We start from the raw sequence: 15,290 nt of genomic DNA, 5'->3' as shown, positions 1-15,290 counted from the left end.
GCGAGTTTTCCCACCGCCATTCGATCCTGGAGGTTCATCATGGCCGGACGTGACAAGGGCATCATCGACCCGCCCATCGACGCGCTGCTCGACAAGGTCGACTCCAAGTACCAGCTCGTGATCTACGCGTCCAAGCGCGCGCGTCAGATCAACGACTACTACTCCGATCTGCACGAGGGCAACCTCTTCGACAACGTCGGTCCGCTCGTCGACTCGAGCGTCGAGGACAAGCCGCTCACGATCGCGCTGCACGAGATCCACGAGGACAAGCTGCGCCTGCGCGCGGCCGAGTGATCCTTCGCTGACACCATGACGCCGTATGGCGTCCCCATGCCCGTGATCCCCGTTACGACGCCGTCGTGTCGGAGATCACGGGCATGATTGTCGAGTACCCGTTGTCGTCTGGAGCACCGATGAGCGCGCTGCGTCTGTTCACGTCCGAATCCGTCACCGAGGGTCATCCGGACAAGATCTGCGACCAGATCTCCGACTCGATCCTCGACGCGCTGCTGACGGTCGACTCGGGCAGCCGTGTCGCCGTGGAGACGCTGGTGACCACCGGCCTCGTGCACGTGGCCGGCGAGGTCCGCACGGACGGGTACGTCGATATCCCCGGCATCGTCCGCCGTGTCGTCAACCGCATCGGCTACACCTCGAGCGAGACCGGCTTCGACGGCGACTCCTGCGGCGTCACCGTCTCGATCGGCGAGCAGTCCGGCGACATCGCCGCCGGCGTCGACAACGCCATCGAGCACCGCGAGGGCGGATCGATCGACCCCGTCGACGCGCTCGGTGCCGGCGACCAGGGCATCATGTTCGGCTACGCGACGAACGAGACGCCGCAGCTCATGCCGATGGCGATCTGGACGGCGCACCGCCTCGCCGAACGCCTCACCGAGGCGCGCCGCTCCGGTGCGCTCGGCTTCCTCCGCCCCGACGGCAAGACCCAGGTGACCCTCGGCTACGACGGTCAGGTACCGCGCACCGTCGACACCGTCGTGCTGTCCACCCAGCACAACCCCGACATCTCGCTGCCGGCGCTGCGCGCCGCGGTGCAGGCGGAGGTCATCGACCCCATCCTCGCCACGACGGGGCTGGATTTATCGAACGTGCGGTACGTGATCAACCCCGCGGGCCCCTTCGTCATCGGCGGCCCCAAGGGCGACGCCGGTCTCACCGGCCGCAAGATCATCATCGACACCTACGGCGGCGCCTCCCGTCACGGCGGAGGAGCTTTCAGCGGCAAGGACCCGTCCAAGGTCGACCGCTCCGCCGCCTACGCCATGCGCTGGGTCGCGAAGAACGCCGTCGCCGCGGGTCTCGCCGACCGCCTCGAGGTGCAGGTCGCCTACGCGATCGGCCGCGCGGAGCCGGTGGGACTCTACGTCGAGACGTTCGGCACCGCGCATGTGTCGGACGAGAAGATCACGGCAGCCATCCGCGAGGTGTTCGATCTGCGTCCGAAGGCGATCATCGACGACCTCGACCTGCTGCGGCCCATCTACGCGCAGACGGCCGCCTACGGGCACTTCGGCCGCGAACTGCCGGAGTTCACCTGGGAGCGCACCGACCGCGTCGAGGAGCTGCGCGCCGCCGCCGGTCTCTGACGCGTGCCGTGATCGTCGTCGCCCGGGTCCTCATCGACTCGCCCCTGCCGCAGCTCGATCGGCTCTTCGACTACGAGGTTCCGCCGTCCCTCGTCGCCGACGCCGTTCCCGGGGTGCGTGTGCGCGTGCCGCTGCGGACCGCGGGTCGCGTCGTCGACGGCTACCTCGTCGACGTCGTCACGGCAGAGGCGCCCGAGCGACCGCTGTCGGAGCTCGATGCGGTCGTCTCGTCGGTGCCCGTTCTCACGCCGCAGCTGTACGCGCTCGCGCGTCGCGCGGCCGATCGCGCGGCGGGTTCGGCAAGCGACATCCTGCGCCTGGTCATCCCGAAGCGGATGGTGCGCGCGGAGAAGGCGTGGCTTGCGAGCGATGCCGTGGATCCGGCACCGGTCGAGGTGTCGAAGGATGCCGCGGCGTGGGCCGACGGCGTGCTCGCCCCGTTCCCGGGGCTGGCCGAGGCCGTACTGGCGGGGGAGCGGCTCGCGCTCGACGCCCCGCCGCGGCCCGCGTCCGAGCGTTCGGTGGGTGCCTGGGCCGAGCTGGTCGCGGCGATCGCCGTCCATGCCCTGTCAGAGGGACGCAGCGCCGTGCTGGTCGTTCCCGATCACCGCGACCAGGAGCAGCTGCTGGCCGCGCTCGACGGACGGGCACCCGAGGGCGCGGTCGTGCGCGACGACGCGCGGCGCTCCGGCCCGGAGCGGTACGGGACCTATCTGCGACTGCTGACGCCGTCGCCGTGCATCGTGATCGGCAACCGGTCGACGGTGTACGCCCCCGCGCACGACACGGCGTGCGTCGTGGTGTGGGACGACGGCGATCCGCTGCTGGCCGAGCCGCTCAGCCCCGGCGTGCACGCGCGCGACGCCGCCCTCATCCGCCAGGAGCTCGAGGGCTCGGCGCTCGTGTTCGCGGGCCACACGCGCACCACCGACGTGGAGCGGCTCGTCCAGATCGGCTGGGTGCGCGAGCTCCCCGCCGTCCGCCGGCCGAGTCCGACGGTGGTGCTATCGGCCACCCGCGAGGGGGAGTCCCGTGGGGCACGTGTGCCCTCCAGCGCGTTCGCCGCGGCGCGCGACGCCCTGCGCGAGGGCCCCGTGCTCGTGCAGGTCGCCCGCCCGGGGTACTCGCCCGTGCTCGTGTGCGCCGACTGTCGCACACCGGCTCGCTGCCGCCACTGCACGGGCCCGCTGCGGGCGCGCCGCCCGGGGGCGATACCCGACTGCGCGTGGTGCGGACGCTCCGCGCCGGCGTGGACCTGCGTCCAGTGCGGCTCGGTGAAGCTGCGCATGGCCTCGTCGGGCAGCGAGCGCACGGCGGACGAGCTCGGTCGCGCCTTCCCGAACACGCGCGTCATCGTCGCCGACGGCGCCCACCCGGTGACCCACGTCGACGACCGCCCCGCGCTCGTGATCGCGACACGCGGCGCCGAGCCCTCGGCCCACGGCGGGTACCGCGCCGTCATCTTGCTGGACGGCGATCGGATGCTGCTGGCCGAGCAGCTGCGCATCGGCGAGTCCGCGCTGCGCTGGTGGTCGAACGCGGCCGCACTCGCGGCGCCGGCCGCACCCGTCCACCTGGTGGGAGTGGCCGGCCCGGTGGCGCGGGCCCTCGCGACGTGGACGCAGCCGGCGTACGCCCGCGCCGAGCTCGCCGACCGCACGCCCCTTGCGATGCCCCCTGTCGTCCGGGTCGCGGCCGTCGAAGGCACCGTCGCCGCGGTGGAGGCGGCGCTCGGCGCGGTGCGCGAGGCCGTACCCGCCCTGGCCGCGCCCTCCGGCGCGATCCTGGGCCCGGTGCCGCTCGAGGAGGGGATGGTCCGCGCTCTGGTGCGCTTCGACTACGCCCACGGCAAGACCGTCGCCGAGACGCTGCGCGCCGTCGTCGTGGCCGAGGCTCTGCGCGGACGCCGCGCCGCACGGCGCGGACCGGCACGCGGGGCGAACGCCGGCACGCGCACTACACTGCGGGTGCGGCTCGACGTCCCCGAACTCGATCTCTGATCCGGCGGGCTCGCCGCCGTGATCGTCGTCATCAACCGAGGTATTCCATGCGCATCGTCTTCGCCGGCACACCGGCGCCCGCCGTTCCGTCCCTGAGGGCGGTGGCGGCATCCGCCCACGATCTGGTCGGGATCGTCACCCGCAGCGACGCGCCCCTGGGGCGCAAGCGCGTGCTGACGCCGTCGGCGGTGGCCGCCGCAGCCGCCGACCTGGACGTGCCGATCGTCAAGGCGGACCGCCTGGACGCGGCGGCGACCGCCGCGATCGCAGAGCTCACCCCCGACCTCGGCGTCATCGTGGCGTACGGGGGTCTCGTGCGCGAACCGTTGCTGTCGACGCCGCGGCACGGCTGGATCAACCTGCACTTCTCGCTGCTGCCGCGCTGGCGCGGAGCGGCGCCGGTGCAGCACGCGCTCATCGCGGGTGAGCGCACGACCGGCGCGAGCGTGTTCCAGCTCGTGGCCGCCCTCGATGCCGGCGACGTGTTCGGCGAGGTCCGCTACGACGTTCCGCGAGGCGCGACGGCCGGCGAGGTCCTGACGGACCTGGCGGATGCCGGGGCGGAGCTGCTCGTCCGCGTGGTCGACGAGATCGCGGCGGGCACCGCACGCGCGGTCCCGCAGACGGGAACGCCCACCCTGGCGCCGAAGCTGTCGATCGCCGACGGCGCGCTCGACCTGACGGCATCCGCGGACGTGGTGCTCGACCGGTTCCGCGGCACGACGCCCGAGCCGGGCGCGCACGTGAGCTTCGACGGCGCCCGCCTCAAGGTGCTCGCCGCCCACCGCGGCCCCGATGCGACTCTGGAGCCCGGGGTTCTGACCGCCTCGGGACGGGATGTGCTGCTCGGCGCGGGTGGCGGCACCACCGTGGTGCTGAAGACCGTGCAGCCGGCCGGCAGGAGCGCGATGGCGGCGGGGGATTGGTGGCGGGGTGTGCGGGTCGACGATCCGCGTGTCGCACTGCCCTCCGCGACGGAGGCGACCTCGTGAGCGCGTCGCCGCGCTGGGTGGCGTACGACGTGCTGCGCGCCGTCCACGACTCGGATGCGTACGCGAACCTCCTGCTGCCGCGCGCGATCTCGCGAGCCGGGCTCGCCGGCGCGGATGCCGGCCTCGCCACGGAGCTGACCTACGGAACGCTGCGCCGCGAAGGCACCTACGACGCGATCATCGCGGATGCCGCGCGTCGCCCCGTCACCGACATCGACCCCGCGGTACGGGACGCCCTGCTGCTCGGCGTGCATCAGCTGGTGGCCATGCGCACGCCGTCGCACGCGGCCGTGAACGAGACGGTCCGCCAGGTCCGCAAGGCGGTGGGCCCATCCGCGGCCGGCTTCGCGAACGCCGTGCTGCGCCGGGTCAGCGAGCGGACGGCGCAGGAGTGGGAAGAACGCCTCGCCGCGGCGGCGCGGTCGGACGACGAGCGCCTCGCGGTCCGTTACGCGCACCCCGTGTGGGTGATCCGCGCCTTCCGTCGCGCGCTGGCCGCCGAGGGGCGCGCCGACGAGCTCGAGGCGCTCCTCGCGGCCGACAACGCCGCGCCGGTGGTCACTCTGGCCGCTCTGCCCGGGCTGGCCGATCGTCCGGCCGACGCGGTGCCGACGCCCTTCTCGCCGCTCGGCTTCCGCTCCGCGGGCGGCGACCCGGGAGCGGTGGTCGCGGCATCCGGGGGACTCGTCCGGGTGCAGGACGAGGGATCACAGCTGGCCGCGCTCGCCCTCGCCCGGGTGCGACCCGTCGCGGCCGGCGAGCGCTGGCTCGATCTGTGCGCGGCTCCGGGCGGCAAGACGGCCGTGCTCGCCGCGGAGGCTCTGACACACGGCGCGACCCTGGAGGCCAATGAGCTCTCCTCCGCTCGCGCGGGCCTGGTGCGCGACTCCGTCGCCGCAATCCCGCTCGACGTTCCGGTGTCCGAAGAGGACGGCCGCACGCGCGCGAGCCGGGGACTCTACGACCGCATCCTCGTCGACGCGCCCTGCACGGGCCTCGGAGCGCTGCGGCGGCGTCCCGAGGCCCGGTGGCGAAAGCAGCCGGGCGATGTGCCCGAGCTCGCGGCCTTGCAGTCCGAGCTCCTGTCGGCCGCCCTCGACGCGCTGCGCCCCGGCGGCGTCGTGGCGTACGTGACGTGCTCGCCCCACCTCGCCGAGACGGCGGCCATCGTCTCCGATGCGCTGCGCACGAGCGGCGGCGCGATCGAGGAACTCGACGCCCGCGCGGCGGTGGCGGCTATCGCCGAGCAGCCGATCGATCTGCCTGCACCGGCGGACGGATCGGGTCGCGCGCAGCTGTGGCCGCACCGGCACGGCACCGACGCCATGTCGATCTCGTTGCTGCGCCGGCGCTGAGCCCGGCCCCACCACTCAGTCCCAGCGCACGACGGGTGGCGTCACCGTCAGATCGACCAGTGCCGACCCCAGCGACGGCAGGAAGAGAAACGAGCATCCGGTGCGGCGTTGGCCGTTGACGTCGCAGTCCGCGGTGACCTCGACGCCACCCAGATACGGCGTACGCACCTGACCCGGATCGCCGTACATCGCGTCGGGCTTCAGGTTGGCGAGCTTCGCCTGCGTCTCGGCGCGGAGCGTGCGGGTGATGGTCCCGTCGATGATCTTCGTGCCGTCGCTCAGGGTCTCCGGAATGTCGATGCCGCATCCCGCTGTGAGATTCTTCGACGCGATGCACGCGTCGACGGCGCTGCGGACGGCCGTCTGGAACAGGCTCGTTCCCTCATCGCTGAGCTCGACGGTGGTCTCGAACCTCAGCGAGAAGTCGTTCGGGTCGGCCGCGAGAAGGGTCGTCGTTCCCGACACGGTGTAGTTGGGATTGTCGATCGCGACGGTGACCGTCCCCGGGAACACAGTGATCGAGTCGCTCTCGACCGGCACGCCATTGACCGTCGCGTTGAGGCCGCGGAAGCTGCCGCCGAGGTAGATGTCGACCGTGCCGTGCGCCAGCTTCCACGTGCCGTCATCCTCGTAGTCGACGACGTCGAACTGGCCGCTCACGGGCTTTCCGCCGATCGTGTAGTCGACGCGGACGGGGATCGAGTATCCCTTGTCGCTGCCCTTCGGCACCGATACCACGATGTTATCGATCGTCCCCTTCGCGGAGGCGGCGGCGAGCGCCTCGTCTGACAGGAGCGCGCCCTGACGCGGCTTCGAGTCGAGCATCGCGAGCGCGGCCTCACTGTCGCCGGCGGCGACCGCTTTCAGGTAGTCCGACACGACCGTCTCGGGGGCGGCGCCGGCCGTCGTCGCGCCGCGGACAGCGAACACCACGCCCAGAACGATGGCCAGCAGCAGCACCAGTGCGCCGGCGATGATGCCGACGAGCGCCCCGGTGGGGAGCTTCTTTCGCGGCGGTACCGGCTGTCCGGGAAGCGGCTGCGGGGCGGGCTGCGGGGCGGGCTGCTGGACCGGGGCGCCGTACGGTGCCGAGGCACCGACGTGCTGCGGAGGCGTGAACGCCGCGACGTGCGGCTCTGCCGCTGCGGGCTCTGCAGGTGCCGGTGCCACGGCGGCGGTCTCTGCAGCCGCCTCCGTCGTGCGCGGCACCCACTGGGCCGCCGCGGCATCCCATCGCAACGCGCCCGCGACCCATTCGCCGCGCTCGGCATCCCACATCGGCGCCTGACCGTCACCGTTCCCGCTCATCGTCCACCCTTTCGTCGGTCACCCGGCTGCGCGCCCATCGGCGCGAACCACCCCCGTGGCTCTCCAGAGACCCTACCGATGACGGGCCCAGGGCGCGTGCAGGATGTGGATAATGGGCCCGTGACGCGAATCAACCCCAGCATCCTGTCCGCCGACTTCGTGAACATGCAGGCGGACCTCGAACGGATCGCCACCGCCGACTTCGTGCACGTCGACGTCATGGACAACCACTTCGTGCCGAATCTGACCTTCGGGCCGCAGATGGTCCAGCGCATCCAGGAGACGAGCCCGGTGCCGCTGGACGTGCACCTCATGATCTCGGATGCCGACCGCTGGGCGCCCGGCTACGCCGAGCTCGGCGCGGCATCCGTCACCTTCCATCTCGAGGCCGCGACCGACCCCGTCACGCTCGCCCGCCGCCTCCGCTCGATCGGCGCGCGCGCCGGTGTCGCCGTGAAGCCCGCGACACCGGTCGAGGGGCTCTTCGACGTGCTGGACGAGTTCGACCAGATCCTCGTGATGACGGTGGAGCCCGGGTTCGGCGGGCAGTCGTTCATGGCCGATCAGATGCCGAAGCTGGCGCGCCTGCACGACGAGGCGCGCCGCCGCGGTTCGCAGGTGTGGCTCCAGGTCGACGGCGGCATCTCGGAGTCGACGATCGCGCAGGCCGCCGAGGCCGGCGCCGACACGTTCGTCGCAGGCTCCGCCGTGTTCGGTGCGGGCGAGCCCGACCGCGCGATCGCGGCCCTGCGCCGCCTGGCGGCCGACCACCACCGTCACTGACGCGACCGTCTCGCGTCCCGACACCCGGCATCCGCGACGACGCCCGGCATCCGTGCACGAACTCCGCAGAATGTCACCTTCTCCGCACCCGCGGCGGCATCCGGATGCGGAGAACGCGCGAATCTGCGGACCTCGTGCCCGGCTCGGCGCCTTCCGGGCGGCGCTCACGCGCGGCGCGGACCGGTAGCCTGTCAGGGTGAAGACGTTCGACGCCCTGTTCGCGGAGCTGACGACGACCGCCGAGACCCGTCCCGAGGGCTCCGGCACGGTCGCGCAGCTCGATCGCGGCGTGCACGCCATCGGGAAGAAGATCGTCGAAGAGGCCGCCGAAGTCTGGATGGCCGCGGAGTACCAGTCCGACGACGAGACCGCCGAAGAGATCTCGCAGCTGCTGTACCACCTGCAGGTGCTGATGCTCGCCAAGGGCCTCACGCTGCAGGACGTCTACCGACATCTCTGAGCGCGCTCCCGCCCCCGCTCGTCCCGACACCGAAAGCCCTTCACCCATGCTGCGCATCGCCGTGCCGAACAAGGGGTCGCTCGCCGACACCGCCGCCGAGATGCTCGCGGAAGCCGGATACATCGGCCGCCGCGACCCCAAGGACCTCCACGTCATCGACCCCGTCAACGAGGTCGAGTTCTTCTACCTGCGCCCGAAGGACATCGCGACCTACGTCGGCTCCGGCGCGCTCGACGTCGGCATCACCGGCCGCGACCTGCTGCTGGACGCCCGGATGCCGGGTGCCCGCGAGATCGAGCAGCTGGGCTTCGGCGGCTCGACGTTCCGTTTCGCCGGCCCTCCCGGACGCTTCACGCACGTGACCGACCTCGAGGGTCTGCGCGTGGCGACGGCCTACCCGGGCCTGGTCGACGGCTTCCTCGACGAGCAGGGCGTCGCGGTCGACCTGGTGCCGCTGGACGGCGCGGTCGAGTCCGCCGTGCAGCTCGGCGTCGCCGACGCCGTCGCCGACGTGGTCTCGACGGGCACGACCCTCCGCCAAGCCGGGCTGGAGATCTTCGGCCCCGTCCTGCTGGAGTCGGAGGCCGTGCTGATCGGAGCTCCGACCGAGGCCGACGGCACCGAGACGCTCCTGCGGCGCCTGCGGGGCGTGATGGTGGCCCGCCGCTATGTGCTCATCGACTACGACCTGCCGGCAGCGCTCGTCGACGACGCCGTCGCGATCGCCCCCGGCATCGAGTCGCCCACGATCTCGCCGCTGCGCGACCCCGAGTGGGTAGCTGTGCGGGTCATGAGCCCCCGCAAGACGGTCAACCAGGTCATGGACGCGCTCTACGCGATCGGCGCACGCGCGATCCTCGTGACGCCGATCCACAACGCGAGGCTCTGACGTGTCTCTCGCACGACGCGTCATCCCCTGCCTCGATGTGGCCGCCGGCCGCGTCGTCAAGGGTGTGAACTTCGAGAACCTCCGCGACATGGGTGATCCCGTCGAACTCGCCGCCCTCTATTTCGCTCAGGGCGCCGACGAGCTGACCTTCCTCGACGTGACCGCCACGGTGGACGACCGCTCGACGACCTACGACGTCGTGCGCCGCACCGCCGAGGAGGTCTTCATCCCGCTGACCGTCGGCGGGGGAGTGCGCAGTGCCGATGACGTCGCTCGACTGCTCGCCGTGGGCGCCGACAAGGTCGGGGTCAACTCTGCGGCCATCGCCCGTCCCGACCTGGTGGGCGAGATCGCCGACCGGTTCGGTGCGCAGGTGCTCGTGCTCTCGCTCGATGTGAAACGCGCGCCCGGAACACGCTCCGGCTTCGTCGTCACCACCCACGGCGGCCGCACCGCGACGAGCCTCGACGCCCTTGATTGGGCACGCGAGGCCATCGACCGCGGCGCCGGCGAGCTGCTCGTCAACTCGATCGACGCCGACGGCACCAAGGACGGCTTCGACCTCGAACTCGTCGGCCTCATGCGCGAGCTGTCGCCGGTTCCCGTGATCGCCTCCGGCGGTGCCGGCAGCGTCGACCATTTCGCCCCGGCCGTGCACGCCGGAGCCGACGCCGTGCTCGCGGCATCCGTCTTCCACTCCGGGCAACTGACGATCGGCGACGTCAAGGACGCGCTCAGCGCCGACGGCATCGAGGTGCGCCGGTGACCGTCGTCGACGACCCGCGGATCGGTCGCGTCACGTTCAACGCCGACGGTCTGGTGCCCGCGATCATCCAGCAGCACGACACCGGCGAGGTGCTGATGCTCGGCTGGATGGATGCCGAGGCTCTCCGCCGCACACTCACGGAGGGGCGCGTGACGTTCTGGTCGCGCTCCCGGCAGGAGTACTGGCGCAAGGGCGACACCTCCGGACACGCGCAGTACGTCCGCGGCGCCCGGCTGGATTGCGACGGGGACACCCTGCTGATCGCCGTCGAGCAGATCGGCGCAGCCTGCCACACGGGCGATCACACGTGCTTCGACGCCGACGATCTCTCGCCCGTCGTCTCGTTCGCACCCCTCGATTCCGACGGCGACGCGTCGTGACCGCACGTGCGCGCAGCTACGCCGTTCTGGCGATCATCGCCGGGGGCGCCCTCGCGATCATCTCCTCGACGCAGACGTGGCTGGACGTCGCGCTGGATGCCGGCGCGACGGCGTCGCTGACGGTGGCCGGTGCCAAGGCGTTCACGCTGCTGGCACCTCTCAGCCTCGCCGCACTCGCCCTCGGGCTCGCGCTGACCGTCGTCGGACGGGTGCTCCGCTACGCCTTCGGCGCGGTCGCCGTGGTCATCGGCGCCACGCTGCTCGTCGGCGCCGCGCGCGTCGCGATCGAGCACCCGGTGGATGCCGTCGCCGCGGCCGTGACGACGGCGACGGGGCTGTCGGGAACCGAGGCGATCGCGGGCCTCGTCGCCGGCATCGCGTCGACGCCGTGGCCCTGGCTGACCGTCGCAGCAGGTGCGCTGATCGGCGCCGGCGGCATCCTGACCCTCGCGACGTCGCACCGGTGGCGCGGGAGCGGACGCCGATACCGCACCGACGCCGCGAGCGCGTCGACGACGCCAGCGGCATCCGCCGCCGCCGCATCGCGCCCGCACGACGCGATCGACTCCTGGGACGACTTGTCGCACGGCGACGATCCCACCGCCCGCTAGACTGGCCCAGAACCCCCGAATGACACCGAGGAGCAGCATGAGCAACAGCATCGACGACCCCGGCCACGGACACTCGCCCGCCGCCTGGACGGCTGTGGTCATCATGCTGCTCGCCGTCACTCTCGGCACGGTCTTCTACTGGTTCGACATGCCGGCGCTCGTCTGGGCCTCGGCAGGTCTGCTCGTCGTGGGCGCCCTCGTCGGCTGGGCCATGGCGAAGGCGGGCTACGGCGCCAAGGGCCCGAAGTACGCCCCGAAGCAGCACTGACATGCTCGATGGCCTGACGGCCGGCGCGGTGGAAGATGCCCGGTCGCGGGAGCAGACGCGTCCTCTCCGCGACGTCGAGCGCGCCGCGCTCGCGCAGATTCCGGCGCTCGACGCCCTCGCCGCACTCGCGCCCGCCGAACGCGTGAAGATCATCGCCGAGGTGAAGCGCGCGAGCCCCTCGCGGGGCGACCTCGCCGCGATCCCCGACCCTGCACTGCAGGCGTCGCGCTACGAAGAGGGCGGCGCGTCCGCGATCTCCGTGCTCACCGAGCAGCGCAAGTTCAAGGGCTCCCTCGCCGACCTCGAGGCGGTCAAGGAACGTGTGTCGTTGCCGGTCCTGCGTAAGGACTTCATCGCCACCGCGTACCAGGTGCTGGAGGCGCGCGCCTCGGGGGCCGACCTGGTGCTCCTGATCGTCGCGGCGCTCGAGCAGCCGCTCCTGCGAGAGCTGCACGAGCTGGTCGTGCAACTCGGCATGACCCCCCTCGTCGAGACGCACTCGCGAGAGGAGCTCGACCGCGCCGGCGACCTCGGCGCGAAGCTCATCGGCGTCAACGCCCGCAACCTCTCCACGTTCGAGCTGGACCGCGACCTCTTCGGCTCGCTCGCGGAGCATTTCCCCGCCGACGCCATCAAGATCGCCGAGTCCGCGGTGCTCGCGCCGGCCGACGTCGCGCACTACCGCGCCGACGGCGCCGATGTCGTCCTGGTGGGCGAGGCACTCGTCACCAACGACCCCGTGACCACTCTGCACGCCTTCCTGGAGGCCGGATCATGAGCCTGCGCGACCAGCACGGACCCTTCTTCGGAGACTTCGGCGGGCGCTACATGCCCGAGTCGCTCATTGCGGCCATCGACGAGCTGACCGCGGAATACGAGGCGGCCAAGGCCGATCCGGCGTTCGCGGCCGAGTTCGAGAGCCTGCTGCACTCCTACGCCGGCCGGCCCTCGGCTCTCACCGAAGTGCCGCGCTTCGCCGAGCACGCGGGGGGCGCGCGCATCTTCCTCAAGCGCGAAGACCTCAACCACACCGGCTCGCACAAGATCAACAACGTCATCGGTCAGGCGCTGCTGACCAAGCGACTCGGCAAGAAGCGCGTCATCGCCGAGACCGGTGCCGGCCAGCACGGCGTCGCGACCGCGACAGCAGCGGCTCTGTTCGGTTTCGAATGCACCGTCTACATGGGCGAGGTCGACACCGAGCGCCAGGCGCTGAATGTCGCGCGTATGAGGCTGCTCGGCGCCGAGGTCATCCCGGTGAAGACCGGATCGCGCACCCTGAAGGACGCGATCAACGAGGCCTACCGCGACTGGGTCGCTTCCGTCGAGACGACGAACTACATCTTCGGGACGGCCGCCGGTCCGCACCCCTTCCCGGCGATGGTGCGCGACTTCCAGAAGATCATCTCCGAAGAGGCCCGCGCACAGCTGCTCGCCGAGACCGGACGCCTGCCCGATGTGGTCGTCGCCTGCGTCGGCGGCGGCTCCAACGCGATCGGCATGTTCGATGCGTTCCTCGATGACGACGGCGTCAAGCTCTACGGCGTCGAGGCGGCCGGCGACGGCGTCGACACACCCAAGCACGCGGCATCCATCGAGCGCGGCCGCCCCGGCATCCTGCACGGGGCGAAGACGTTCGTCCTGCAGGACGAGGACGGCCAGACGGTCGAGTCGCACTCGATCTCCGCCGGACTCGACTACCCGGGTGTCGGCCCCGAGCACGCCTGGCTCGCCGACATCGGCCGCGCCCAGTACATCCCCGCGACGGATGCCGAAGCCATGGACGCGCTGCGCCTGCTGTCGCAGACAGAGGGCATCATTCCCGCCATCGAGTCCGCGCACGCGCTGGCCGGGGCGTTGCGTCTCGGCCGTGAGCTCGGCCCCGACGCCCTCATCGCCGTCAGCCTTTCGGGACGCGGCGACAAAGACATGGACACGGCCGCGCGCTGGTTCGGTCTCTACGACAAGGGGGCCACGGCATGAGCTCTCGCGTGGCCGCCGCCATCGATGCGGCGAAGGCGGAGGGACGCGGCGCGTTCGTCGGCTATCTGCCGCTCGGCTACCCCGATCTGCAGACGAGCATCGATGCCGCCGTCGCGCTGGCGGAGAACGGCGCCGACATCCTCGAGCTGGGCCCGCCCTACTCCGACCCGGTCATGGACGGGCTCGTCATCCAGGAGGCGACCCAGGCCGCACTCGCGGCAGGTTTCCGCCTGCGCGACACCTTCACCGCCGTGCGGGCGATCGCCGATCGGGTGGATGTGCCCATCCTCGTCATGACGTACTGGAACCCGGTGCTGCAGTACGGCGTCGAGCGCTTCGCCGACGATCTGGTCGCCGCCGGGGGCGCCGGTCTCATCACGCCGGACATCACTCCCGACGCCGCCCCCGACTGGATCGCCGCCTCCGAGCGCACCGGCCTCGACCGCGTCTTCCTGGCAGCTCCGACCTCGACCGATGAGCGACTGCGAATGATCGCCGAAGCCTCCACGGGCTTCGTCTACACGGTGTCGACGATGGGCATCACGGGCGAGCGCGCCGAACTGGATGCCGCCGCACGCACGCTCGTCGGGCGCCTGCGCGGATTCGGTGTGGAGCACGCGTGCGTCGGGATCGGCATCTCTACGCCGGACCAGGTGACCGGCGTGCTGGAGTACGCCGACGGCGCGATCGTCGGGACGGCGCTCGTGCGAGCGTTGCGTGACGGCGGGGTCGACGCACTCGCCGCCGAGACCCGCGCGCTCACGGCCGGCACCGGGCGCTGACGCCCCCGCGGCGACACGTGACGACGCTGGCAGCGAAGTAGACTGCCCCTCGTGCTTTCCTCCGCCTCCGTCGTCGCCAGCATCCCGAGCCCGCCGATCAGTTCCTTCCAGATCGGCCCGCTGACGATCCACTTCTACGCCCTGTGCATCCTCACGGGAATCGTCGTCGCGGCCTTCATCACCAACCACCGCCTCACCAAGCGCGGCGCGGAGTCGTGGGTCGTCATCGACATCTGCCTGCTCGCCGTGCCCCTGGCGATCATCGGCGCGCGAGCCTTTCACGTGGTGACGCACTGGGGCTTCTACTTCGAGCAAGGGCGCGCATGGTGGAACCCGTTCGTCCGCGACGCGATCTGGAACGTGTGGGACGGCGGCATCGCGATCTTCGGCGCGCTCATCGGCGGCGCCATCGGCGCCTGGCTCGGCTGCAAGTGGACCGGCATCCGGTTCTGGACCTTCGCCGATGCTCTCGCTCCGGGCCTGCTGCTCGCTCAGGCGCTCGGCCGGTTCGGCAACTGGTTCAACCAGGAGCTGTACGGGCTTCCCACCGACCTGCCCTGGGGTCTGCAGATCGACTACCCCAACCCGGCGTGGCCGGTGGGACTGCCCGTCGGCACACTGTTCCACCCGACCTTCCTCTACGAGGTCATCTGGAACACGATGGGCGTGATCGTGCTGCTGTGGGCCGGTCACCGCTTCCGTCTGCAGTGGGGACGCCTGTTCGCGCTCTACCTCGTCTGGTACAGCGCCGGGCGCATCGTGTGGGAGAGCATCCGCATCGACCCGAGCGAAGTGTTCTTCGGGCTGCGCACCAACGTCTGGGCGGCGATCTTCGGGGTGCTCGTCGGAGTCGTCATCTTCGTCGTGCAGACACGCCGCCACCCGGGCTTCGAGCCGTCGCCGTACATGCGCGGCCGTGAGCGGAGCGGGGCTGTACAATCGCAGAACACCGATGAATTCGTGGACGTCAGCGCACCCCCGACAGCCGAATCCATCGCGGACGCAGCCACAAGCACTGTCACGTCGAAGTAGCACCGCGCCGATGCGCACGATGCTTCGACTTCTCCTCCGCTGAATACACCTCCGCTGAATGCCCAGGGCCGACG

The 15,290-nt window shown here is 71.4% G+C and carries 17 protein-coding genes; 16 read left to right on the top strand and 1 reads right to left on the bottom strand.

What is annotated here, in order from left to right; translation table 11 throughout:
• The first annotated feature begins 39 nt into the window (after nt 1-39).
• The 5 genes from rpoZ to DEU37_RS09005 all read left to right on the top strand — a co-directional run bounded on the left by rpoZ (nt 40) and on the right by DEU37_RS09005 (nt 5,954).
• Nucleotides 40-294 (top strand): DNA-directed RNA polymerase subunit omega, encoded by a 255-nt coding sequence (gene rpoZ, locus DEU37_RS09025; RefSeq protein WP_005055218.1) that lies wholly within the window; start codon nt 40-42, stop codon nt 292-294.
• A gap of 119 nt (nt 295-413) precedes the next feature.
• Nucleotides 414-1,607, top strand: a complete 1,194-nt coding sequence (gene metK / locus DEU37_RS09020; protein ID WP_121190363.1) for a methionine adenosyltransferase — start codon at nt 414-416, stop codon at nt 1,605-1,607.
• 8 nt (nt 1,608-1,615) lie between these two features.
• Complete coding sequence (locus tag DEU37_RS09015) at nt 1,616-3,607, top strand: primosomal protein N' (RefSeq protein WP_121190362.1); 1,992 nt, start codon at nt 1,616-1,618, stop codon at nt 3,605-3,607.
• A gap of 47 nt (nt 3,608-3,654) precedes the next feature.
• Nucleotides 3,655-4,599, top strand: a complete 945-nt coding sequence (gene fmt / locus DEU37_RS09010; RefSeq protein WP_121190360.1) for a methionyl-tRNA formyltransferase — start codon at nt 3,655-3,657, stop codon at nt 4,597-4,599.
• The gene (locus DEU37_RS09005) at nt 4,596-5,954 is read left to right on the top strand and encodes an RsmB/NOP family class I SAM-dependent RNA methyltransferase (protein WP_121190358.1); all 1,359 of its coding nucleotides are present in this window, start codon (nt 4,596-4,598) and stop codon (nt 5,952-5,954) included. The genes fmt and DEU37_RS09005 overlap by 4 nt, the downstream gene beginning before the upstream one ends.
• Nucleotides 5,955-5,969: 15 nt before the next feature.
• Here the strand turns inward: DEU37_RS09005 and DEU37_RS09000 are convergent, their stop codons facing one another.
• Complete coding sequence (locus DEU37_RS09000) at nt 5,970-7,262, bottom strand: hypothetical protein (RefSeq protein ID WP_121190356.1); 1,293 nt, start codon at nt 7,260-7,262, stop codon at nt 5,970-5,972.
• 78 nt (nt 7,263-7,340) lie between these two features.
• Here DEU37_RS09000 and rpe point away from each other — a divergent pair, with 78 nt between their 5' ends.
• From rpe to lgt, 11 genes are all read left to right on the top strand, one after another.
• Nucleotides 7,341-8,045: a ribulose-phosphate 3-epimerase gene (rpe, locus tag DEU37_RS08995; RefSeq protein ID WP_121190355.1), complete on the top strand. Its 705-nt coding sequence runs from the start codon at nt 7,341-7,343 to the stop codon at nt 8,043-8,045.
• A 196-nt stretch (nt 8,046-8,241) separates the two neighbouring features.
• Nucleotides 8,242-8,505: a phosphoribosyl-ATP diphosphatase gene (locus DEU37_RS08990; protein WP_005055234.1), complete on the top strand. Its 264-nt coding sequence runs from the start codon at nt 8,242-8,244 to the stop codon at nt 8,503-8,505.
• A 46-nt stretch (nt 8,506-8,551) separates the two neighbouring features.
• Entirely contained in the window at nt 8,552-9,394 is an 843-nt protein-coding gene (hisG, locus tag DEU37_RS08985) for an ATP phosphoribosyltransferase (RefSeq protein WP_121190353.1), read from the top strand.
• 1 nt (nt 9,395) lies between these two features.
• A complete protein-coding gene (gene hisF / locus DEU37_RS08980) occupies nt 9,396-10,160 on the top strand; it encodes an imidazole glycerol phosphate synthase subunit HisF (RefSeq protein WP_121190351.1) in 765 nt (254 codons plus the stop codon).
• On the top strand, nt 10,157-10,540 hold the full coding sequence (gene hisI, locus DEU37_RS08975; RefSeq protein WP_121190349.1) for a phosphoribosyl-AMP cyclohydrolase: 384 nt from the start codon (nt 10,157-10,159) through the stop codon (nt 10,538-10,540). The genes hisF and hisI overlap by 4 nt, the downstream gene beginning before the upstream one ends.
• Nucleotides 10,537-11,151 carry a Trp biosynthesis-associated membrane protein gene (locus tag DEU37_RS08970; RefSeq protein ID WP_121190348.1) on the top strand — a complete coding sequence of 205 codons (615 nt, stop codon included), beginning with the start codon at nt 10,537-10,539 and terminating at the stop codon, nt 11,149-11,151. Before hisI ends, DEU37_RS08970 begins: the two co-directional genes overlap by 4 nt.
• A 37-nt stretch (nt 11,152-11,188) precedes the next feature.
• Nucleotides 11,189-11,419: a DUF6704 family protein gene (locus DEU37_RS08965; protein ID WP_005055241.1), complete on the top strand. Its 231-nt coding sequence runs from the start codon at nt 11,189-11,191 to the stop codon at nt 11,417-11,419.
• A gap of 1 nt (nt 11,420) precedes the next feature.
• Nucleotides 11,421-12,197 (top strand): indole-3-glycerol phosphate synthase TrpC, encoded by a 777-nt coding sequence (gene trpC / locus DEU37_RS08960; protein ID WP_121190346.1) that lies wholly within the window; start codon nt 11,421-11,423, stop codon nt 12,195-12,197.
• Complete coding sequence (gene trpB, locus DEU37_RS08955; RefSeq protein ID WP_121190344.1) at nt 12,194-13,402, top strand: tryptophan synthase subunit beta; 1,209 nt, start codon at nt 12,194-12,196, stop codon at nt 13,400-13,402. Before trpC ends, trpB begins: the two co-directional genes overlap by 4 nt.
• Nucleotides 13,399-14,184: a tryptophan synthase subunit alpha gene (trpA, locus tag DEU37_RS08950; protein ID WP_121190342.1), complete on the top strand. Its 786-nt coding sequence runs from the start codon at nt 13,399-13,401 to the stop codon at nt 14,182-14,184. Before trpB ends, trpA begins: the two co-directional genes overlap by 4 nt.
• A 51-nt stretch (nt 14,185-14,235) precedes the next feature.
• A complete protein-coding gene (lgt, locus tag DEU37_RS08945; protein WP_121190340.1) occupies nt 14,236-15,216 on the top strand; it encodes a prolipoprotein diacylglyceryl transferase in 981 nt (326 codons plus the stop codon).
• The last annotated feature ends 74 nt before the right edge of the window (nt 15,217-15,290 follow it).

The sequence above is a fragment of the Microbacterium sp. AG790 genome (genome assembly GCF_003634765.1).
GTDB lineage: Bacteria > Actinomycetota > Actinomycetes > Actinomycetales > Microbacteriaceae > Microbacterium.
Note: the sequence above shows the minus strand (reverse complement) of the source record. Positions and strands in the feature narration are given on the sequence as shown.